Annotated in this window: 22 protein-coding genes and 1 pseudogene; 2 read left to right on the top strand and 21 right to left on the bottom strand. The window is 61.1% G+C overall.

Annotated features, from left to right (window positions below):
- Window positions 1–52: 52 nt before the first annotated feature.
- Complete coding sequence (locus tag N5D22_RS19610; RefSeq protein WP_279657401.1) at window positions 53–739, top strand: hypothetical protein; 687 nt, start codon at window positions 53–55, stop codon at window positions 737–739.
- A 6-nt stretch (window positions 740–745) separates the two neighbouring features.
- Complete coding sequence (locus N5D22_RS19605; RefSeq protein ID WP_279657400.1) at window positions 746–1,678, top strand: CorA family divalent cation transporter; 933 nt, start codon at window positions 746–748, stop codon at window positions 1,676–1,678.
- A gap of 24 nt (window positions 1,679–1,702) precedes the next feature.
- Here the strand turns inward: N5D22_RS19605 and N5D22_RS19600 are convergent, their stop codons facing one another.
- The 21 genes and pseudogenes from N5D22_RS19600 to N5D22_RS19500 all read right to left on the bottom strand — a co-directional run bounded on the left by N5D22_RS19600 (window position 1,703) and on the right by N5D22_RS19500 (window position 19,392).
- A complete protein-coding gene (locus N5D22_RS19600) occupies window positions 1,703–2,257 on the bottom strand; it encodes a cytochrome P460 family protein (RefSeq protein ID WP_279657399.1) in 555 nt (184 codons plus the stop codon).
- The gene (locus N5D22_RS19595; RefSeq protein WP_279657398.1) at window positions 2,257–2,574 is read right to left on the bottom strand and encodes an antibiotic biosynthesis monooxygenase; all 318 of its coding nucleotides are present in this window, start codon (window positions 2,572–2,574) and stop codon (window positions 2,257–2,259) included. The genes N5D22_RS19600 and N5D22_RS19595 overlap by 1 nt, the downstream gene beginning before the upstream one ends.
- A 2-nt stretch (window positions 2,575–2,576) precedes the next feature.
- Window positions 2,577–3,788: a sodium:proton antiporter gene (locus N5D22_RS19590; RefSeq protein ID WP_279657397.1), complete on the bottom strand. Its 1,212-nt coding sequence runs from the start codon at window positions 3,786–3,788 to the stop codon at window positions 2,577–2,579.
- Window positions 3,781–4,284: a peptide-methionine (S)-S-oxide reductase gene (locus N5D22_RS19585; protein ID WP_279657396.1), complete on the bottom strand. Its 504-nt coding sequence runs from the start codon at window positions 4,282–4,284 to the stop codon at window positions 3,781–3,783. Before N5D22_RS19585 ends, N5D22_RS19590 begins: the two co-directional genes overlap by 8 nt.
- A complete protein-coding gene (locus tag N5D22_RS19580) occupies window positions 4,281–4,742 on the bottom strand; it encodes a carboxymuconolactone decarboxylase family protein (protein ID WP_279657394.1) in 462 nt (153 codons plus the stop codon). The genes N5D22_RS19585 and N5D22_RS19580 overlap by 4 nt, the downstream gene beginning before the upstream one ends.
- A gap of 3 nt (window positions 4,743–4,745) precedes the next feature.
- Window positions 4,746–5,273, bottom strand: a complete 528-nt coding sequence (locus tag N5D22_RS19575; protein WP_279657393.1) for an N-acetyltransferase — start codon at window positions 5,271–5,273, stop codon at window positions 4,746–4,748.
- On the bottom strand, window positions 5,266–6,678 hold the full coding sequence (locus N5D22_RS19570; protein WP_279657392.1) for a mercuric reductase: 1,413 nt from the start codon (window positions 6,676–6,678) through the stop codon (window positions 5,266–5,268). Before N5D22_RS19570 ends, N5D22_RS19575 begins: the two co-directional genes overlap by 8 nt.
- A gap of 41 nt (window positions 6,679–6,719) precedes the next feature.
- Window positions 6,720–7,295, bottom strand: a complete 576-nt coding sequence (locus N5D22_RS19565) for a hypothetical protein (RefSeq protein WP_279657391.1) — start codon at window positions 7,293–7,295, stop codon at window positions 6,720–6,722.
- A 33-nt stretch (window positions 7,296–7,328) separates the two neighbouring features.
- Window positions 7,329–8,807: a protein adenylyltransferase SelO family protein gene (locus N5D22_RS19560; protein WP_279657390.1), complete on the bottom strand. Its 1,479-nt coding sequence runs from the start codon at window positions 8,805–8,807 to the stop codon at window positions 7,329–7,331.
- Window positions 8,808–8,880: 73 nt separating this feature from the next.
- Window positions 8,881–9,381: a redoxin domain-containing protein gene (locus N5D22_RS19555; RefSeq protein ID WP_279657389.1), complete on the bottom strand. Its 501-nt coding sequence runs from the start codon at window positions 9,379–9,381 to the stop codon at window positions 8,881–8,883.
- 38 nt (window positions 9,382–9,419) lie between these two features.
- Complete coding sequence (locus N5D22_RS19550) at window positions 9,420–10,589, bottom strand: FAD/NAD(P)-binding protein (RefSeq protein ID WP_279657388.1); 1,170 nt, start codon at window positions 10,587–10,589, stop codon at window positions 9,420–9,422.
- Window positions 10,586–11,092: a peptide-methionine (S)-S-oxide reductase MsrA gene (gene msrA / locus N5D22_RS19545; RefSeq protein ID WP_279657387.1), complete on the bottom strand. Its 507-nt coding sequence runs from the start codon at window positions 11,090–11,092 to the stop codon at window positions 10,586–10,588. Before msrA ends, N5D22_RS19550 begins: the two co-directional genes overlap by 4 nt.
- Window positions 11,089–11,529 (bottom strand): peptide-methionine (R)-S-oxide reductase MsrB, encoded by a 441-nt coding sequence (gene msrB, locus N5D22_RS19540; protein WP_279657386.1) that lies wholly within the window; start codon window positions 11,527–11,529, stop codon window positions 11,089–11,091. The genes msrA and msrB overlap by 4 nt, the downstream gene beginning before the upstream one ends.
- Before the next feature lie 95 nt (window positions 11,530–11,624).
- A complete protein-coding gene (locus N5D22_RS19535) occupies window positions 11,625–12,515 on the bottom strand; it encodes a LysR family transcriptional regulator (RefSeq protein WP_279657385.1) in 891 nt (296 codons plus the stop codon).
- Between the two features lie 190 nt (window positions 12,516–12,705).
- Window positions 12,706–13,730, bottom strand: a pseudogene (locus N5D22_RS19530) (IS3 family transposase); the annotation flags it as partial.
- Window positions 13,726–14,940, bottom strand: coding sequence for a transposase (locus tag N5D22_RS19525; RefSeq protein ID WP_279657384.1), 1,215 nt, complete (start codon window positions 14,938–14,940; stop codon window positions 13,726–13,728). The pseudogene N5D22_RS19530 and the gene N5D22_RS19525, both read right to left, overlap by 5 nt.
- Before the next feature lie 139 nt (window positions 14,941–15,079).
- Window positions 15,080–16,111: an IS110 family transposase gene (locus N5D22_RS19520; RefSeq protein WP_279657383.1), complete on the bottom strand. Its 1,032-nt coding sequence runs from the start codon at window positions 16,109–16,111 to the stop codon at window positions 15,080–15,082.
- A 112-nt stretch (window positions 16,112–16,223) separates the two neighbouring features.
- Window positions 16,224–16,993, bottom strand: a protein-coding gene (locus tag N5D22_RS19515; protein ID WP_279657431.1) for an IS5 family transposase whose coding sequence is annotated in 2 segments (ribosomal slippage) — window positions 16,224–16,657 and window positions 16,657–16,993 — 771 coding nt in all. Because the reading frame shifts where the segments join, the coding sequence is not laid out codon by codon here.
- 220 nt (window positions 16,994–17,213) lie between these two features.
- A complete protein-coding gene (locus N5D22_RS19510) occupies window positions 17,214–17,783 on the bottom strand; it encodes a PIN domain-containing protein (protein WP_279657382.1) in 570 nt (189 codons plus the stop codon).
- Entirely contained in the window at window positions 17,780–18,244 is a 465-nt protein-coding gene (locus N5D22_RS19505) for a helix-turn-helix domain-containing protein (protein WP_279657381.1), read from the bottom strand. Before N5D22_RS19505 ends, N5D22_RS19510 begins: the two co-directional genes overlap by 4 nt.
- Before the next feature lie 224 nt (window positions 18,245–18,468).
- Complete coding sequence (locus N5D22_RS19500) at window positions 18,469–19,392, bottom strand: hypothetical protein (RefSeq protein ID WP_279657380.1); 924 nt, start codon at window positions 19,390–19,392, stop codon at window positions 18,469–18,471.
- Window positions 19,393–19,493: the final 101 nt, after the last annotated feature.

The following is a 19,493-nucleotide window of genomic DNA, read 5'->3' as shown; positions in this document are numbered from 1 at the left end:
GTGGGCGGTCTGCCAATGTGGCGGGCGCAGTGCAGAACGCAGGAGAGGTTAGATGGGTGCTGCGCTTTCGATCGTGATCCTTTTCACGGTGACAAGCACGATCGTGAGGATCGCGGGCGTAGTGCTTGAACATAGCGGCGTTCCCCGCCAGATTTCGCGGTTTCAAGCGGTATCGGCCCTGACCGGGGCGGGATTCACCACGAGTGAATCGGAATTGCTGTTGCAGACACCTGAACGGCGAAAAGTGGTGATCGCGCTGATGATCACCGGCAGCATCGGGCTTGGTTCTTTGATCGCGACCGTCGTGGTCGGGGCGTTCGGTGTCAGCGACACAACCAGCGGGCTGGCGGGCCAAGTGGCCGCGATTGCGACTGCCCTGCTGCTTCTGCGCTTTGTCCTTCTTACCCCTTGGGCAGATCGCTTGATCTGTGGCGTGGCCTCGCGCTGGCTGGAACGTCAGGGGATGGGACGGATGCCCTTCCTGCTTTTGTATCGGCTGGCCGACGATGCCACCATCGCCGAACATAAGCTTGCCAGGGTTCCACCCTCCGATCCAAAAGACTGGGGCGCGGCCTCGGCCCTGGTGCCGATCGCAGTCAGGGTCGCGGATGGACATATCCGCCATGGCTGGCTCGGCGCGTTCGACATCGGGCAAGGCGCGATCCTGTCCGGCCCGGTCGAGGCGCATATGGCGTTTTCCACCGCCTTCGGCCAACCAATCACCCGAAGCGCCCATTGAGCGACCATGCAAACAGCACGAAATCAACCCGGCCACCTGCACCTTCTTCGGCTGAAGGATGGCAGTCCATGGCTGCACATGTGCATCCGCCATGCCGAGACGGCTGCCTATCTTATGGACGAGGCCGAGCTGGATGATCTGATCGTGGATGCCCTGCTTGAGGAAGACACCCGATCCCGCGTTCGGCTGCGCGACGATGGCATCATGGTTCTGCTCAAGGCGATGCACCTCAAGGGCGAAGAGATGGCCAAGCCCGAAGACATGGTCTCGATCCGCCTGTGGCTGACCCCGGGCAACGTGATCACCACGCGCGAGGCCGATGTCGATCCCGTGATCGAAATCGCCTCTCGGTTGATCGCCGGAGAAGGGCCAGAGACACCCGGTGCCTTTCTGGCCGATCTTGTCGAAGAACATCTGCGCGAGATCGCAGAGCAGGTTGAAATGCTTGAGGATGCGACCGACGAAATCGCCCGGCTGATCAACCTTCATCAATCCGAACAGGCCTGCCCGAATATGGCCGATACCGAAACCCGGATCAGCGGCTTTCTGCGCCACCTGAACCCGCAGCGCCCGGTGTTGGAAACTCTGTCCACACATCCCCACCCGGTGATTGGTGACCGCGAAAGGGCGCAGCTGGACGATGCCCTGAACCGTCTGCTGCGATTTCTTGAAACACTGCAAAACCTGCGCGAGCGTATCGCGATCCTGAACGATCAGGTCGAGCGTATTCAGGACCGCCATTTGAGCCGGTCGTCCTATGTCTTTGCTGCCGTCGCGACGATCTTTCTGCCACTGGGCTTTGTCTCTGGGATGTTCGGTGTGAACCTGCCGGGTATTCCTTTGGAGACGATGGCGAGTGGTTTTTGGGCCTTGTTCGCCATATGCGTAGGTTTGGTCGCCGTAGTGATCGGCCTCTTGCGTTGGAACAAGATGCTTTAGAGAGATAACGCAAACGGGCAAAGGTCACTCCCTGTCGACGGCAAGCATGGGATAGCCTTGGACGTAAACCAAACCGGTCTGACGGGCGGGTTCATGACATTCCAGACATTCTGCGCGAAAATCCTCGGTAAAGGGTGCTGCAGTCTCATCAGCCCTGAACTGGGCCCAACCCCAGCCCTCGCCCCAAAGTGAATTGCCGGGAAATCGTTTCTGGGTATCGCGCACCATGACAAAGGCTCCCAGCGGCGCGCTGAAATGCCCGACGCTACCGGTGGTGAAGTCGCCAGTCTGGGCCTCTTGCAACTCTTTAATAATCACCGTCCCATCGGGAAACTGCCCGGTCGCCAGATAAGCTGAAATCGCCTCGGGCTGAGTGTAGACCTGATGCAGCTCATGCGTTCCATCTGCATCCCCCACGGCCCAGGTGCCGATGAAAACATAACTGCGCCGGTAGTCGAGGCCAGAGAGTGAGATCTTCCCCGCAGGGTTGACGATGGTCGCAAACCCAGACCAAGCGACTTCCTGCGCCATGGCTGAAGTCGCGAAGACGCTTACGGCCAGAATCAGTAATGCCCGCATTACTTCTTCTCCCCGAAAATCTTGGAATGGTGCTCAACGACCTTTGCGACCATCACGTCATATTCGGTGAAGATATCTGTCTTGCCGCGCTCTTTGGCGTATTTGTGCTCGGGATGAACATCCCATTCCTCGACAGCCTCATAGTTTTCGAAATAGCCAACCAAGACGCGCTCGCCGTCTTCGGCCGTAAAGACCTTGTGGCTGATGTAGCCTTTCAGCCCCGTCACGATGGTCACCATCCGTTCGTAAAGCGCGTCAAACTCGCCCTTGAAGTCAGGGTCGATCCGATGGCGGAAAACTTCGATATGCATGGTCATGGTCACGATCCTTTGGGCGTGGGGTTGCGGTCATGCCCGATCCGGCGGGCAAGGGGGTTTGCGCTGACGCCGTGCAACAGGATCGACATCGAAACGGTAAGCGAGACGCAAGCTAGGAGTTCAGCCTCGTTCGGGAAGTCAAACTCGTCCATCATCAGCAGGGTAAAAAGGATCGAGGCCAATCCACGCGGGCCGAACCAACCAAGAAACAGCTTTTCACGCGCCGGCAGGCCAGTGCCGAAGAGAGAGAGGAAAATCGGCAACATGCGAACCACCGTCAGAAAAAGGACCGCCAAAAGAACGGTCGAAATCCCTGCATGGGCCAAGCCCTGCGGCAACAGAAATGCGCCAAAGACCAGGAAGGCTGCCATCGTCAAAAGCTGGCCCGCACCTTCCATGAATTCGCCGATGAAATGGATGTCGTGGCGATAGGTGTTGCCGAACACCATACCCGCGACAAAGGCCGCAATGAAACCGTTACCCCCGACCAGCGTCGCCGCCAGATAGGCGGCAAAGGCCGACAACAGGAACAGGACCGCCCCCGCAGGGACCTGCATCAGGTCGCGGCCCTGCGCCCAGTCCATGGCGCGCGCGGCCGTCCAGCCGATCACGATGCCTGTCGACGCGCCAAAGACAACCTCGCGTACGGCCTCCATCGCCAAATCGCCGCCTGAAACCGCATGGCCCATCGTCGTTGACGCCAGCGTTGCGCCCAAGAGTACGAAGGGCAGCGCCAGCCCGTCGTTCAACCCGCTTTCGACGTTGATTGTCTGGCCCAATCGCTCGGGCACTGCCGGGTTGACGACAACCGCCTGCCCAAGGGCCGCATCCGTTGGCGTCAGAACCGCCGCCGTCAACAGCGCCAGTGACAGCCCCGAGGCAGGGTTCAGCCAATAAGCCACCACGGTGCCGACTGCGATCGTCAGCGGCATGCCGATCACCAGCATCCGCGCTGGCAAGGTCCAGCTCAGGATCAACCGTCGAAAGCGGACGTGGCTTGCATCTGCGAACAGCACAAGGATCAGCGTGGCCTCGGCCAGAAACACCTTACCGGAATGGATTACCTCGCCCGGAAAAGCGTCGTGCAGCGGGCCGCTCAGTGCCAGGCCAAGTCCGGTGAAAAGGATCGGCAGCGTCAGAACTGTGCGCGTTAGCGCCTTGCTGAACAGCGAATAGGCCGCAAAGGCCAGCAGGACGACCAGTGCCTCAGCCATTCAGCAACTCTGCCTTTTGAAGCCGGGCAAAGCGTTTGCGCAGCAGCGCAAGCTTCGGCTCGATATAGGACTCGCAGAAGGGGCCTTGGCGGTTGCGACTGTAATAGTCGTGAAACCGTGGATCGGATGCCTTGAACGTGCGAAATGGCAAGACCGCCGTTACAAAACTCTGGCCGGCCTCATCCTCCAAACGTGCAAGGATCTGGCGAGCATCATCGGCGATGGCATCGCTTTGGGCATAGACCGCGCTGCGGTACTTGCCGCGCATCTTGTGCGCCGAGGTGCTGGCATGGGTGGCAAGATGCACCGCGATCAGGTCCTCGAGGGTGATCTCGTCCGGGTCCCATGTGACGACAACCGCTTCGGAATAACTGTCTTGCGGCGGGTCCGAAGCGATAAAGCCCTGCCGGACCGTCTGCACGCCGCACAGTGACCGGAACACGGCTTCGGTGCACCAGTGACAGCCGCCGCCAAAACCTGCCTCATGCCCGGTCATTCCGCGTCCTCCACCGGCACGGCGCCCTGGGCCAGCTTCAGCCGTGTCCAGAGGTTCATGTTGATGACGATGGCGGCGATCTCGGCAATTGCGGTCACGTCAAAATGCGAGGTCAGCGCCGCGTGTCGCCCGGGGAACGTCGCCATGTCATAGGTGGTCAAAGCCTCGGTATAGGCAAGCGCGCAGCGTTCGGCATCGCTGAACATGGTGCTTTCCCGCCATGACGGCAGATGTGCCACCTTCGCCGCGCCGATGCCCCGATCAAGCGCCGCCTGGGTGTGGAGGATCAGGCAGTAGGAACAGGGGTTCAATTGCGCAACTCGCAACCGCAGCAACTGTGCTAGACCGGCATCCACCGAGAGTTCGGCGGTATAGCCGACCGAGGCCGCCATCTGCTGGGCGATGCCATGAAAGCCGATCAGATCAGGGTCGAACCGAGTGTTTTCAAAGGCGACCATGGCTTACCCTCCGATGCCGAATTTTTCCCGCCACTCGGGTCGGGTCGTCGCGACGCGACGCAGGAACGGGCAAGTGAGGCGAATTTCGTGGGGACGGCTCTGTATCGCCTCGAAGACCTCGGTGGCAAAACGTCCGCCCGCGCCGGTCCCGCGCAGGGCCGGGTCCACCTCGATATGGCTCATCACCATGCGATCGCCTTGCCAGTGATAGCTGACAAACGCATCCGACGGCGCCATATGACGGACAAAACGCCGGCTTGGCTCGTCATGGACAAGGCCCGGATCGTAAAGGCCGGCGCGGGACAATTCCTTGTCGAGGTCCGACAGCTTTGGGTTTCGGACCTTCCGCCCCCTGATCTGAAAGGTGGGAAACTTGTCGGCGCTGCCCGTCAGGGCGATCAACCGTTGGGCCGCGTCAGAGTCCTTGTCGACCTCGGCCAGTTCATATGCAAGACCGCGCTCTTCGAGGGCGGCCTGATAGAACCGCGTCTTGTGGCAGCGCAACTCGCCAAAAAGGGTGATGTCAGCCATCTGCAGTCTCTAGCGGGGTCAGCCCGGCAAGGATGGTGGGCAGGTATTCGGCCACCGTCGGATGTACCGGCAGTGCCTGCTGCATAATCTGGTAACTCGAGCCCGTCGCCATATAGTTCGACAGCGTTGCAATGATCTCATCCCCGGCAAAGCCAAAGACGGTTGCGCCCAGGAAAACTCCGGTGTCACCGTCGACGATCAGACGGATCAGGCCCGTCGTCTCGCCCTCTTCCTTGGCCCGGCTGACCCGTTCCATCGGCATATCCGAAATCAGGATACGCCGCCCCTTGGCCACCTCGGCCTGTGCTCCGGCACGAGTCATCCCGACCCGTCCCAGCGGCGGATCGGTGAACATGGCATAGGTCGTGGGTCGTGCATCGGCCCCCGCCCATTGATGCAGACCGGTCAAGCCGTCGCGTTCGGCCAGTACGATTTCATGGTCGTGATAGGCGGTATGGGTGAAAGCCCCGCGACGGTTGATGTCACCCAGCGCCCAGATGCCAGACACCGCCGTCTTTAGCCGGGCATCTGTCGCAAGATAGCCGCGCGCATCCGTGGTCAGCCCCACCGAACCAAGGTTCAGCTTATCGGTGTTCGGAACCCGACCGGTCGCGAATAGGATGTGGCTGGCAGCGATCTCGGCGCCATCCTCAAGCGTGACCAGCACCCCACGCATACTGCGGCCGACCGATGCAAGACGGGCATTCAGCCGCAGGTCGATACCGTCCCCACGCATGATGTCCGCGATGATCCCGGACACATCTGCATCTTCGCGCTCAGCCAGCCGGTCGGCCCGGTGCAGGATGGTGACCCGCGAACCGAGCCGCGCAAATATCTGGCCCAGTTCCAACCCGATGTAAGAGCCGCCCACAACAACCAGATGATCGGGGCGTTCCGTCAGGGCCAGAAGGCCAGCGTTATCCAGTGCCGAGATGGTTTCAATTCCCGGAACCGGTGGCAGGAATGGCCGCGTGCCGGTATTCAGATAGATCTGGCGCCCCAGCAGGATACGATCACCCACGGCGACCCGGAAGCGCCCGTCTTGGGTGCGCCCGTCGAACCTTCCCCAGCCCAGAACGACGGTCAGATTCTCGGCCCCGTTCAACCACTCGGTCAGCCCCTTGCGCGCCGTTTCGCTGCGCGCCCGCATCCGGGCCATCGCTGCGGCGAAATCCACCTCGACCGGGCCGGTCGTTATGCCGAAGTCCGCCGCGCGCCGCGCAAGATGCGCGACTCGGGCCGATTTCCGCAACGTCTTGGTTGGGGTGCAACCGGTGTTGACGCAAGTCCCGCCAAGCCGATCCCCCTCAATCAGGGCAACCCGGTCGCCGCGTTTGGCCAGCGCCACGGCAAGCGAGGGCGCGGCCTGACCGGACCCAATGATAATGCTGTCGAACTCGTCCATGGTCCCTCGTCCTGTTGTGTTGCCGTTCCGTGCATTGCGGATCAGTTGTCGTTGCCCTGGTCGGCTTCGTTGTAGGGAATGCGCTGCAGACGGTCATCCCGGATGATTTTGGTCGCCAGCCAGACATACTCTTGGCGCGCGGTATCATAGCCAAGCATCGAGAAACCTTGACCAAAGGGGCACGGCGGGAAATCCGGAAATCCGATACGCAAGACATAACGGTCAGGGTCGGCATTGAATTCGGGCCGCCGCACCTTGCGCACACCATAGCGCAGGTCGCTTTCTTCGGCACCTTCGCTATGAACCGCGCCCTCGGCGGCCCTCAGCTGCGACACGAGCGATTGTGGCGCTCCCTCGCCTTCCAGATCATGGGCATCAATCAGAAACCCCTTGCGCACGCCGCCGTCGGCCAACAGTACATAAACGTTCGAGGCATCGTCATGCGTATCGTCGGTGGCATAACGCAGACGTGCCTCGACGGTTAACCCGGCCGGGTCGATGACCGTGCCATCGCCGACATCGACAATCTGCCCATCGCGGATACGGAAATCATGAATGTAGCCCGCTTCAATCAGATCAGCGATGGCTGTTACGGCATCGGTGGCGTTCAATTGCATGGTCTGTATCTCCCGTTGATCTTATTGTGCGCTTCAAGTGCCGCAAAAGGTGACGAACTTGCCAAACTCTGCAGGTGCGGGCGCTGCGAAAGCCTCGGCGCCCTTCTGCTGCGTGAATGGCCGTGAGAGGACATCAGAGAGCCGATCGAACGGTCCCATGTCGCCCGCCGCCGCCGCCTTCAATGCCGCGTCGACCAGATGGTTGCGTGGAATGTAGATCGGGTTGACAAGGTCCATCGCCTTGGCACGGCGCAGATCGGGAATATCCTCCGCCGCCATTCTACGGACATAGCGGTCGACCCAGGCGTCGAACTTCGTCGGATCGGCAAAAAGCGCACGGGCACTGGCCACGTTGCCGCGCACAAAGACCGACAGGGATCGGAAAAGCCCTGTGTAATCAACCTGTTGCCCCTCAGCCGTCGCCATCAAGTCATTGATCAGATCCAGATCGCCTGGCAATTCCTTGAACAGGCCCAGTTTGGCTCGCATTCCTCTCAGCCATTCTGCCTGATAATGCGCAGGAAAAGCGTTGATTTCGTTCGTCAGTTGGCGAATGGCATCGTCGCTGTCCTGAGGATTGACCAGATCGATCAGCGTTTCGGCAAAACGCGACAGGTTCCAGACCATGATTGGCGGTTGGTTGCCATAGGCATAACGCCCGTGCTGGTCGATAGAGCTGAACACAGCCTTCGGTTCATAGACATCGATGAAGGCACAGGGGCCGTAATCGATCGTCTCACCGGAGATGGTGGTGTTGTCGGTGTTCATCACGCCATGGACAAAGCCCACCAGTACCCATTTCGCGATCAGCGTTGCCTGCGCGTCGCGAACGCGGCGAAAGAATTCCAGATAACGGTCCGGTCGCTCGCCAATATCGGGGTAATGGCGGTCGATGGCATAATCGGCAAGCTGGCGGACCTTGTCGGTCTCGCCCCGCGCGGCGAAGAACTGGAAGGTGCCGACCCTGAGATGCGAAGCCGCGACGCGCGCCAGAACCGCGCCCTTCTCATAGCCGTTACGCTCTACCTCTTCTCCGGTCAGCGTGACAGCAAGCGCGCGCGTGGTGGGAATCCCAAGCCCGTGCATTGCCTCGCCGAACAGATATTCACGCAGGACTGGCCCCAGCACCGCCTTGCCGTCACCGCCGCGTGAAAATGGGGTTCGACCCGATCCCTTCAGGTGGATGTCGCGACGCTGACCATGCCGATCGTTCACCTCACCCAAGAGCAACGCGCGCCCATCGCCCAGTTGAGGCGAAAACCCCCCGAATTGATGCCCAGCATAGACCATGGCGAGCGGCATCGCACCTTCCGGCGCGACCCCGCCACTCAGCATCGCAGCGCCGCCCGCCGTGTTCAGCGCATCGGCATCCAGACCCAGATCTGCTGCCAACGCCCGGTTCAGCCGCAATACCCGGGGCGCGGGTGCCACACTGCCGGCCCATGGTACATAAAACCCCTCAAGCTTCTGGGCATAGCTGTTGTCGAACGTGATGGTGGGTAGTTCAGTCATCGGATCTCCGCGCAGGCCTTTGGCTGCAGACGTGTAGGTGTTATCGGGATCGGGCGGTGACCCGACCGACCAGTCAGGTGCGGCTCAGGTCGATATCATCGGCGTCAAGCGCGGCCAGAAACCGCCCGGCATTCAGCCGGAAGTCGGCAAAAACCACGTTGCCTTCGGGGTCGATCAGCGTGAACCATGGTGTTCCGCCCGAACGGTAATCCTCCATGAAGGTCGGATAGCGTTCGCCAGCCGGCGGCTGATCCTGACCGAAGGGGATATCGAGCTCATATCGCAGCTGGTTCAGGCGCAGCTTGTCGACGGTGTTCACTTCGGCGCCTTCGAACACGGTCTGGATCACGGCAAATCCGAAACCCTTATCCTTTAGCGCGCTGTAAAGCGCCTTCAGCGTCGGAAAACCGCGCGAATGGCAGCCGGGGCACCAGTCCTGAAAACAAAAGATGATCTTCCATCCCTCGCCCAGGTCGGACAGCCGCACCGGCTTCGTGATCGGATTGCCTTGACCGTCGATCCATTCATTGACCCGTAATTCGCGGGCCTTTTCTCGCAAACCACCAAAAGCCATGGTCTTTTCCTTTCTGCCCAGTCAGAGGGGCGTGTCGATCAGTTCATCTGTGCCGGATCGCATCGCATCTGCCGCACCCGGCTTTCAAAGTCGTTCTCTTGTGGCCGCCACGGCACCCCGTCCAGCCAGCCGACCGCGTCAGAGGCATAGCGCAACCCGTCGATACGGGCAGAAAACCCGGGCCCCACGGACACGGCGCGGCGCTCTTCGTCCAGTTCCAGCCAGCCGCGCGCGATCAACCCGCTGACCATTAGGTCAAGGTTCAGCTGTTCGCCCGGACCCGCAGTGTTCAGCGCCAGTGGCACGGTGATCTCTTGGGACGTGCCATCCGACTGCCGCAGCCGCAAACGTACCTTGCCCGCTGCTTCGGCATAGGCCCAAACGACCGTGGCTTCCGTAACCTTTAGGCGGTCGTCCCCCTGTAAGGCGCGGAAGACGGGGTCGCGCTCCAGACCGGATGCCGCCACATCACCGATGATGTGCAGGTTCGGCATCCGGCCCGGCATAGCGGCGCGCAAGAAGTGGATCACATCCAACACGTCGTCTGAGGCTCCAAGGCAGGTCACATCCCACCCCGGCTGAAGGACCTTGGCAATCGCCTCTTCATTGCCGTGAAGCGTCGTGAACGCCGTCGGGCCCGCATCCGAACCAAATCTTTGGTTCCCCGGTCCTCCGGTGGCCACGTCCACCCGATCCGCCCGGAGCACCTCTCCGCCGGCAAGGGTGACCCGGAACTCTGCATTTTGGCGACCGATGTCGGTGACAAGGCCCGCGATCAGCTGCACCTCGATTCCCGCATCGGCCAGCTTGGCCATCCAGGCACGGCTCTGTTCCGCCATATAGCGGCCGAACAGGGCTCGGGGGGCGGCAAAGGCCCCGAAATCCCCCGACGATAGGCTGTCCGCCCAGCGGTCAAGATGCTGCGGCTGATAGACAGCGATTTCCTGCCGCAACTCTGGCCAGTTGACGGCCAGCCACCCGGCAAAGCCCGCCCCGAGTGTCGTATTCTGCCTATCCAGAAGATAGGCAAAACGCCAGGGCTGATGGCTGGCATGGTCGGCATAGACCCGCCCCGCACCAAAACGCCCCGGTGCGGGGCCAATCAGCGTCAGCGCGTCACCGGGCCGCAAGTCGGCTGAGGCCAGAAAGGCCGCCGCCGTGGCGCCGTCACCGATGATCGCCTGATGGCGGGGCGGGCTCGAGTTCATTCGGCCGCAGCGCGTTTGGGCAGAACCCAGTTCGGCCGGACGAAGTGACAAGTATAGCCGTTGGGAATGCGCTCCAGATAATCCTGATGCTCTGGCTCGGCTTCCCAGAAATCACCCGCCGCCTTCAGTTCGGTCTTCACCGGACCCGGCCACAGACCCGAAGCTTCAACGTCAAGGATCGTGTCCTCGGCGATCTTCTTCTGTGCGTCAGACGTATAGTAGATGCCCGAGCGGTACGAAGTCCCCCGATCATTGCCTTGACGGTTCAGAGTGGTCGGGTCGTGGATCTGGAAGAAAAATTCCAGAAGCTTCCGATAGCTGATCTTGGCGGGGTCGAAGATGATCTCGATCCCCTCGGCATGGGTGCCATGGTTGCGATAGGTCGCGTATTTCACGTCACCGCCGGTATACCCGACACGGGTCGAAATCACGCCGGGAAGCTTTCGGATCAGATCCTGCATGCCCCAAAAGCAGCCACCGGCCAGAACCGCACGTTCGGTCATTTCTTCTCCTCCACCTGATCGAGATATTGCCCATACCCCTGGGCTTCCATGTCTGCCTTCGGCACGAACCGAAGGCTGGCCGAGTTGATGCAATAGCGTAGGCCGCCCCTCTCGCGCGGGCCATCGTTGAACACATGGCCCAGATGGCTATCGCCGTGTTTTGACCGCACCTCGACCCGCCGCATCCCGAAGGACGTGTCGGAATGTTCGGTCACATTGTCGATAGGCTTGGAAAAGGCGGGCCAGCCACAGCCTGAATTAAACTTCGCCGATGAGGCAAAGAGCGGCTCGCCCGAGACGATGTCGACATAGATGCCCGGCTCGAAATGGTGGTCATATTCGCCGGTAAAGGGGCGTTCCGTCCCGTTTTGCTGCGTCACGCGGTATTGCTCGGGTGTCAGCCGGGCCAGCGCGTCGTCGGACTTTGTGTAGGTCATCACAGGTCTCCCGGGTCAATTTCCTGATCCGAAAGATGGGCGATGCACGAAAAAAATGCCAGTGCACGGCAGCTATAGTTGTCATAGCCCCGAAGTTAGGAGAGGCGCAGCGTACCCCAATCATGGGCCGCGGCAAGGGCCAGGATCTGCCGCACCTCGCGCGGATTTCCCGATCCTGACACTGCCACCAGCGACACCTGACGGGACAGATCCAACCCGACGACCGGGCGAAGGGTGATCCCCGCCACAATAGTCGAGCGTTCGGGCAATGAACATACACCGGCCCCGGCGGCGACCATTTGTTGCACCCAGTCCTCGCGTTCACTTTGCAGGCGTGGTCGCATCACGATGTTTCTATCCATGAAATGTTTGATCAAAACCGAACGAAACTCACAGTGCAGCCGGTCCAGATAGGGCTCTTCCGACATTTCGGAAAGCGAGACCTCGGCCTTAGCTGCTAACGGATGTTCCGCCGCCATCGCCAGCCGCAATTGTTCGCGGTAAAGGGGCTGAACCGTCAGCTTCACGCTGGGTTTGGGCGCATCGGTCAGCACGCACAGATCATAGCGCCCCGACAGAACCTCGGCCTCGGTCTCGCCCGGCTGCATCGGCAGGAACAGAAGTTCAACCGCGGGCAGTTGACCCAACACATGCCTCCAGAACACCGCCATGGTCGCCGGCGCGATGGTTGTCGCTATCCCGATCGTCAACCGTCGCCGACGCCCGATGACCGAGGTTTCCGCGATCTCGGCCACCGCGTCCAGGCTTGACTGAATCCGCATGAATTCCACCTGCACATCGCGCCCTAAGGCCGTCAACCGCGTGTCCTTGCCATCGCGATAGAGCAGCGGGCCACCCAATTCATCTTCTAGCCGTTGGATAGCCCGTGTCAGGCTGGGCTGCGAGACACCGCTTTGGCGCGCGGCTTCGGTGAAGTTCAGGCTTTGGGCGAGGTTCAGGAAATACGTAACTTGGTTAAGGTCCATAACGAGTTCCCGTGTAAACTCAAACGTCGTGGGGGTTCTGTCGCAACGTTTTCCGGCTTGCAGTGCCGTGAGCCGATTTCATAATCGATGCCCCCGAGCTTGCCAGGGTGGAGAATGTTGTGATCGATTTCAAGTACGCACGGTTTTCCAAGTGCCCCGCTTGGACTTGCCCGGGTTTCGTGGAGAGCGTTTAGCTCAATTCCCGGGCCTTTCGCTCGAAGGTGATGGGGCTCTGGAAGCCGAGCGATGAATGCCGTCTGACGGGGTTATAGAAACCGTCGATGTATCTGGCCACGGCGTTTTCGGCCTGCTGGCGGGATTGCCAGGCGACCGACCAGATCAGCTCCGACTTGATGGTCTTGAAGGTGGTGAGGAGGATCAGGAAACAGTCCTGTGGAATGTTTTCCCGACGCAAGACCATCGAGTTGTCATAACAGTCCTCGCGCCCGCTCATCCGTTGCCGGCAGGCGATTGCCTGCAATCGCCGAGAGGGAAATCAGGATGCCCCGTTTTCACAGGTCGGCCTGAAAGTCGACAGAGCAGTATTGCGATCCACCATTGGAATGGTGAACCAGGCCCGGCGCGGGGTTGAGAGCCACCAGAGCACGGCGCAGGGTTTCGACCGCCAGGTTGCGCTTCAGGCGATCACTCGTGACCCAACTGACGTCGAGCCATGGTGCCGCCACGGGTCCGAGGCCCATAGCGAGGGGCGCGAGAAGAGGTCCAGAACGATGGCGAGGTAGAGCCAGCCCTCCGCCGTCCAGATGTATGAGATGTCGGCCCCCCACTTTCTGTCCAGGCCACCCGCCATGAAGTCTTGCGCCATGAGGTTCAGGGCGATGGGCAAGGCATGTTCGCTGTCGGTCGTGCGTTTGAAGCGCCGCTTCTGCCGCGCGATCAACTGGTTCTCGCGCATCAGCCGCGCCGTGCGGTGACGTCCGATCTTATGGCCCTCATCGACGAGATCGCGATGCATCCGCGGGCTGCCATGGGTGCCCTTCGACAGGGCGAACACTGTTCGAATGTGGGCGAGATGGATCATGTCATGTCGCTGACGCTGGCAGGCCGGGCGGTCGCGCCAGGCGAAGAAGCCCCCCTGGCTGACGTTCAGGGTCCGGCACATCCTGTGGATGGGGGAGCTTGCCTTCTCCGCTTCGATGAACGCAAAGGTCATCGACTTGCGTCTTTCGCGAAGAAGGCGGCCGCCTTCCTAAGAAACAGCCTCGGTTGCAGGAAACGGAGCCAATTCAAAGCCGAATCTCTTGGCGCGGCGCTGGAGGTTGGCCAGGACGCGTGTTCTATGGCGCTCTTCATACGCCGCAGCGCCAGGATCGTGATATGTCATGCCGAAGCGAACTGCGTTGTAGAAGAGGACAGCGATCTTGCGCGCGGTCGCAGTCACGGCCTTCTGCTTGCCGATCCGGGACGACAGCCGCCGGTAGAACGCCCCCAGAGCCGTGTCGCTGCGCCCGATGGTCGTCGCTGCCAGCCGCAACAGTGCGGCAGCTCGGCTGGACGATCGCCGTGTGCGGGATGACAGCAACTTGCCGCCAGATATCTTGTTGCCCGGTCCCAGACAGAGCCATGAGGTGAAGTGCTTGGCGCTCTTCCAGGCCCGCAGGTCCGTGCCGCATTCCGAGATCAGCTTCAGGGCGAGCGAAGGACCAAGCCCATGGATCTGGGTGAGGTCTGTGCCCAGAACGCCATAGAGCGCGGCTCGCACATCAAAGGAGGGCGCATTGACCTGCTTGCGCTTGGTCCTTGCTTTGGGCAGTGCCGGAACATCCCCATCGGCCCTGACAGTCAGTGCGGCAACGGCGGCCTCCAGCTTGCGGTCACAGTCCTCGATCTTGGTCTGGTAGAAGTCGTAAAGATCGAGTGCCTGTGTGAGGGCGAAGATATGTTCAGCACGGTCATTGCCGACGAGGGCTGCCTTGATCACCTCAATGGAGGAATGGCAGCGGATGTCACGGAATACGGCCAGCACTTCGGGGTCACGCTCCCCTGAGACGATGGCACGGATAATCCGCATGCCCGTCGCCCCGGTGATATCCGACACGACATGATGCAGCTGCAGGTTCATCTCCATCAGAGCCTTCTGCATGTGCTGAATATGGGCGGCGGCATATTCGACCAGCCTTTCCCTCTGGCGCAGATAGCCATGCAGGGTGGCAATCTCGGCGGCGGGGCGGAAGCTGCTGCGCAAAAGACTATAAGAGTGCAACTGTCGTAGGCTCCAGACTTCGGTAACGGGGACGTCCCGGTCAAGCCCTTTTGGGCGTGAGATTTCACCCGCAGAGGAGCGGATGGGTTGAGGCAATCGTCCTTTGTCGCCCATCTCGGGCCAGCCTTTGTCTGAGATCACCCCGGGTGCATGCTTCGGTCCGTGGTCGGCGCGGCGGCCGCCAACATGATGCTGGTTCAATGCAATTCCGATGTGCCCATCTCGTTGGCGTGCTCCGTTTCGCGGGCAACAGTCCGGACCACGGCATCATCGGAACCGCGTCCCTGGGGGGACCTCGAAAGCCTGCCGTCAGGTGGCAGCCTGGCTCAGGCGGTGGTTCTCAAATGACATTCGGCACCGCAGCATCGGCACGGAAGTCGCTGTCCTCGACCCACATGCGGTGCAGGATGACACTGATACGGCGCGCCAGCGCGACCATCGCGCGCTTCGATCCTCGGCGGCGGGCAACCTGTGCAGCCCAGGTCCTGAGCCATGTCGCGCGTCCGCGGTGCATCATGACCGTCGCAGCCTGGCACAGGGCGCGCCGCAAGTTCACGTCGCCGGCCTTGGTGATCCCGCCCGAGACATCGCGCTCGCCCGACTGGTTTCGCGAGGGCGTCAGTCCAACCCAAGGCCCGACCTTCTTCGAGGACGTGAAGCGGCCGGGGTCATCCACCGCGGATCGATAGGTCAGTGCGACCACTGCGCCGACCCCTGGCATGGACATCATGCGACGGCAGGCCGGATCCTCTTGGGCAAGCTGGCGGACACGGCGCTCCAGCCCGGCCAGCTCTTGTCGGAGCGATAGTCGCGCCCGCAGCATCGGCTCTGTTGCCGCTTCGAGCATCTGATTGCCTGCGGCCAATTCGCGAATGCGCTGTTCAAACCTGCCGCGCGATATGGAGCCGACCTTCAGGCCAAAGTTCCGCAACAGCCCGCGAAGAGACATTTCCAGCGCGATGAACCCCTGTTGCACCGCCTTGCGCGCGTTCAGAACAGCGCGGACCTCCTGTGCCGAGACGGACTTGCAGTGGACCGGCCGGAACCATCCCAGATGAAGCAAGCGCGCGATCCCTTCGGCATCCCTGCGATCGGTCTTGATCGGCATGGCCTTCAGCGCACCCTTCACCTGCCGGGTTTCCATCAGCACGACGTCAAGTCCAGCCTCGGTCAGCCCGCGGTGCAGCCATTGCGACAGGGGGCCGGCTTCCAGGCCGATGGCGGCGATCGTGCCGTCTAGGTCCCCCATCCAGCGCGTCAGCGCTTCCGGCTCGCTCGCAACCTGCGCCTCCCTCTCGATCTTCCCATGCTCGCTGACCACGCAGATCGCGGTCTTCTCCAGCGACACGTCCAGTCCGACAAACAGCATCATCCCGAAGTCCTCCCTATGGATCCGATACGGGAATGGCGCCAGCTTGCCTTCGGTTTGGCAACGGTAACGGGTGGGTCGCGGCGCAGGCCCCGTTACGGCATCTCATTGATCGTCAAAGCCAGAACATGACGGTTGCGGCGAGGGCGACGGCAGACAGGAAGGTCTTGGCGCATCTGTCATAGCGTGTTGCGACCCTGCGCCAGTCTTTCAGCCGACCGAACATGATCTCGATGCGGTTGCGGCGGCGATAGCGCCGCTTGTCATAGCGGACAGCTTTGCCGCGCGACTTCCGGCCGGGGATGCAGGGGCGTATCCCCTTGTCTTTCAACGCATCTCGGAACCAGTCGGCGTCGTAACCCCAGTCCGCGATCATCCACTCGGCAGCAGGCAGACTGCCCAGCAGGGCGGCGGCTCCGGTGTAGTCGCTGACCTGCCCTAAGGTCATGAAAAACTTCAGGGGACGTCCTTTTGCGTCGGTGACGGCATGCAACTTGGTGTTCAGTCCGCCCTTCGTTCTGCGAGTCAGACGCCCGCGCTGATCGCCTGGCCCCCCTTTTTCGCCCGCAGGCTCGAAGCCGTGTGGTGCGCCTTGAGATATGTCGCATCGATCATGATGGTCTTCTGCTCGGTGCCCTCGGAGGCCAGTCCCTCCATCATCCGGGCGAAAACTCCCATGTCGCCCCACCGCTTCCAACGATTGTAGAGCGTCTTTGGCGGGCCATACTCACGCGGGGCGTCGCACCAACGCAAGCCATTGCGGTTGATGAAAATTATGCCACTCAGCACCCTCCGGTCATCGACCCGCGGCTTGCCATGGCTCTTTGGAAAGAACGGCCTCAACCGCTCCATCTGCTCGTCGGTCAACCAAAAAAGATTGCTCATCATCACCCCCGTCAGTCCGGGAGCTTGAATCACGCAGGCAGACCGGCCTCAAGCCGATTAATGGGTCCTGACCCCTAGGAAGTTGCAATCGTCAAGCCTCGGCTTGCGACTCGCGACATCCGATATCGGTCTCAACTGCTCGTCTCGCGGATCAGGTTTCGCGCTTGACGCCAATGAGGTTGCGCTGATTTCGTGTAGTCCCTTGGGGTTGTTGGCGCCATCAAAGCAGATCGGCGAACTGCTCCAAATCGGCAACCGTTGCGACCAGCCCCTGCTGCGTCAGGATCGACAGATACTCTTCAACGCTCTTGGGCGGGTTCTTGAGGCGCGCGCGAACTTTGCGCAGCGTTGAGCAGACCAAACCTGGCGCGAGAGACAGCTGGTTCCGGAAAAAGTCATCGGGGTGCTGGGTCTCAATGCCAAACGGTGCAAGTACCTCTGGCGGGAAGTCCTTCAGGTTCTGGGTTACGATGGCGTCGCACCTTCCAACGATTGCGGCCGCCAGAACGTGCCGATCATCTTCGTCCGGCAACGTGAGGGCGGGCACCAATGCTTCATAGCCGGTGACCAGGCAGTCGCGTGTCGCCCTGTCCATCAAGTCACGGGTTCGCTCCAGCGCCGCCCGCTCCCGATGAGGTTCATTGCGCAGAAGCGCGTCGATCCATTCCCGATGGATGTCAGCCGTCCACTTGGCCTTGAAAAGATCCGTGACCGCCAATTGCATCAGCGCGTCCCGCATGGGCGCAGGGTAGAGGACATTCGCGTCGAAAAGGACCGTGTACTGGCTCATTTCGAGCCATAGCCCATGTCCTGGTCCTGTGCGTCGGCGGCCAGTTGATCAAGGACAGCTTCGCGCTCGTTGTCGATGGCTGCCTTGTACGACATGACGTCTTCCATGCGGACGCGGCGATGCTTGCCGACCTTCCGATGCGGGATACTGCCATCCTCGAGCAGTTTGATCAGGAACGGCCGCGATACATTCAATACCTCTGCCGCCTGGGCAGTCGAGAGTTCAGCGTTCTCAGGAATGATGGTGACGCCGCGACCGGCTGCCATCGCCTCGAGGACCTCCATAAGTAGCGCAACAGCGCCCGCAGGAAGTTCGATCGGTTCCATCTGCTCCGCGTCTGTAACGCGAAGCTTCAAGGGGCCTCGGGTCGCCGCAAAGCGCGACAGGGCCTGTCCGGAGACGCGCGCGATTGCCGCGTCCTGCGGGGTCGGTGGAAGATGCCGGTGTGCCAACATGTTCATGGTGGTCTCCTCTGCGTTTTGTACTGCCTACCACTATATATGAAATAAGTGCAACAAATGCATTAAGTGAACAGCGTTTCTCGGGATCCTCTGCTGCATGAGGGCTTCGGCGCCTTTGCCACCAACGTGAACAGCGAAGCCTAGTGCAGTCTTCAGTTCGTAATCCGCCACATCCGATAGCGTCCTTGCCCGGTCACCTCACGGATCAGACCACGCGATTCCATCTAGGCAAGGTTGCGCTGGACGGCGGCGCGACTGGCGCCGATCAGAGCTTCGGCCATCGGGGCGGATACAAGGGGCCATTCGGTCAACACGGCGCGCAAGGCGCGAGGGGTCTTTCCCGAAAGTGAGGTCATCTCGGCTTCCGCCCGCACTGACCACGCTTCAATATCGTCGAGGTGCCGCATCGCGGTCAGACACGCCGTCTCCATTCCGTCAAGCCAGCGGGCTAGACGTTCAGCGGGTGGACCACCGGCGCGCAGCCCCCCTGCCCCGCCCATGGCTAGAGGTGCAAAGACTGCTCCCTTACCCTCACTGGTCGCGATCCACGCAGCTGTGACGGCCGCCTCCATTCGATCGCCTTGCTGCCCGAGTCCCGCGAGGCTCCAGAGGTGAAAGCCCATGCAAGCACGGGTGATTGGGTGCAACTCGGAGGCTTGCGCCGTCAGGTACAACCAACCGCCTGCGCGATCCGCAAACGGTTCGGCCGCATCGGCAAGGTTCTCGGGGTCGCGGCGGTCAAGGAATGCAGCAAGGTCAACCTCAGGCCTTGGCCCACCCGATAGCCGCCGTACCGCCCAACCGACACGCGCGAGCGCGGCAGTATCGTCCTGTACCCCTGACAGGCGCATGGATATCCAGAGCGCCAACCTATCCGGTCCAATGCGGTCGCCCGCAAACCAACTCAGATCGGCAGCCTCGATCAAGGCCAGCCTGTGGCACCAGCCCACTGGCCCGCGCCGCAGCCTATCATCAAACGCACCAAGCCGGCCTGCGGCGCGGGCGAGACGCGCGGCATGGCCCGCCTCTGCTTTCCGCCAATCGTCGAGGGCTTCGGTTTCACACGGTTCGGCCCTTGGTCCGGGCGGCAAATAATCCGGTTCCTCTTCCATCGGACCGGGCAGAAACCACTGTCGCTTTTCCTTCATGATTTCACTGCTTGGTTTTCACATGATTTCCACAAGGTAGCTCTGGAAGCGGCGAGAGTTTTTGCTTTGCAATTTCAATTTCATTTAGGGCTTCAATAGGG

It is taken from the genome of Agrobacterium sp. GD03872 (genome assembly GCF_029840625.1).
Classification (GTDB): Bacteria; Pseudomonadota; Alphaproteobacteria; order Rhizobiales; family Rhizobiaceae; genus Agrobacterium; species Agrobacterium fabrum_A.
Note: the sequence above shows the minus strand (reverse complement) of the source record. Positions and strands in the feature narration are given on the sequence as shown.

Coding starts and splice junctions, on each gene's coding strand:
- N5D22_RS19605 (WP_279657400.1), top strand. CDS start 746: ATGCAAACAGCACGAAATCAACCCGGCCACCTGCACCTTCTTCGGCTG.
- N5D22_RS19560 (WP_279657390.1), bottom strand. CDS start 8,807: ATGACTGAACTACCCACCATCACGTTCGACAACAGCTATGCCCAGAAG.
- N5D22_RS19580 (WP_279657394.1), bottom strand. CDS start 4,742: ATGGTCGCCTTTGAAAACACTCGGTTCGACCCTGATCTGATCGGCTTT.
- N5D22_RS19575 (WP_279657393.1), bottom strand. CDS start 5,273: ATGGCTGACATCACCCTTTTTGGCGAGTTGCGCTGCCACAAGACGCGG.
- N5D22_RS19500 (WP_279657380.1), bottom strand. CDS start 19,392: ATGAAGGAAAAGCGACAGTGGTTTCTGCCCGGTCCGATGGAAGAGGAA.
- msrB (WP_279657386.1), bottom strand. CDS start 11,529: ATGACCTACACAAAGTCCGACGACGCGCTGGCCCGGCTGACACCCGAG.
- N5D22_RS19520 (WP_279657383.1), bottom strand. CDS start 16,111: ATGATGCTGTTTGTCGGACTGGACGTGTCGCTGGAGAAGACCGCGATC.
- N5D22_RS19610 (WP_279657401.1), top strand. CDS start 53: ATGGGTGCTGCGCTTTCGATCGTGATCCTTTTCACGGTGACAAGCACG.
- N5D22_RS19595 (WP_279657398.1), bottom strand. CDS start 2,574: ATGACCATGCATATCGAAGTTTTCCGCCATCGGATCGACCCTGACTTC.
- N5D22_RS19535 (WP_279657385.1), bottom strand. CDS start 12,515: ATGGACCTTAACCAAGTTACGTATTTCCTGAACCTCGCCCAAAGCCTG.
- N5D22_RS19550 (WP_279657388.1), bottom strand. CDS start 10,589: ATGAACTCGAGCCCGCCCCGCCATCAGGCGATCATCGGTGACGGCGCC.
- msrA (WP_279657387.1), bottom strand. CDS start 11,092: ATGACCGAACGTGCGGTTCTGGCCGGTGGCTGCTTTTGGGGCATGCAG.
- N5D22_RS19505 (WP_279657381.1), bottom strand. CDS start 18,244: ATGAACATGTTGGCACACCGGCATCTTCCACCGACCCCGCAGGACGCG.
- N5D22_RS19585 (WP_279657396.1), bottom strand. CDS start 4,284: ATGACCGGGCATGAGGCAGGTTTTGGCGGCGGCTGTCACTGGTGCACC.
- N5D22_RS19590 (WP_279657397.1), bottom strand. CDS start 3,788: ATGGCTGAGGCACTGGTCGTCCTGCTGGCCTTTGCGGCCTATTCGCTG.
- N5D22_RS19565 (WP_279657391.1), bottom strand. CDS start 7,295: ATGCAATTGAACGCCACCGATGCCGTAACAGCCATCGCTGATCTGATT.
- N5D22_RS19570 (WP_279657392.1), bottom strand. CDS start 6,678: ATGGACGAGTTCGACAGCATTATCATTGGGTCCGGTCAGGCCGCGCCC.
- N5D22_RS19600 (WP_279657399.1), bottom strand. CDS start 2,257: ATGCGGGCATTACTGATTCTGGCCGTAAGCGTCTTCGCGACTTCAGCC.
- N5D22_RS19555 (WP_279657389.1), bottom strand. CDS start 9,381: ATGGCTTTTGGTGGTTTGCGAGAAAAGGCCCGCGAATTACGGGTCAAT.
- N5D22_RS19510 (WP_279657382.1), bottom strand. CDS start 17,783: ATGAGCCAGTACACGGTCCTTTTCGACGCGAATGTCCTCTACCCTGCG.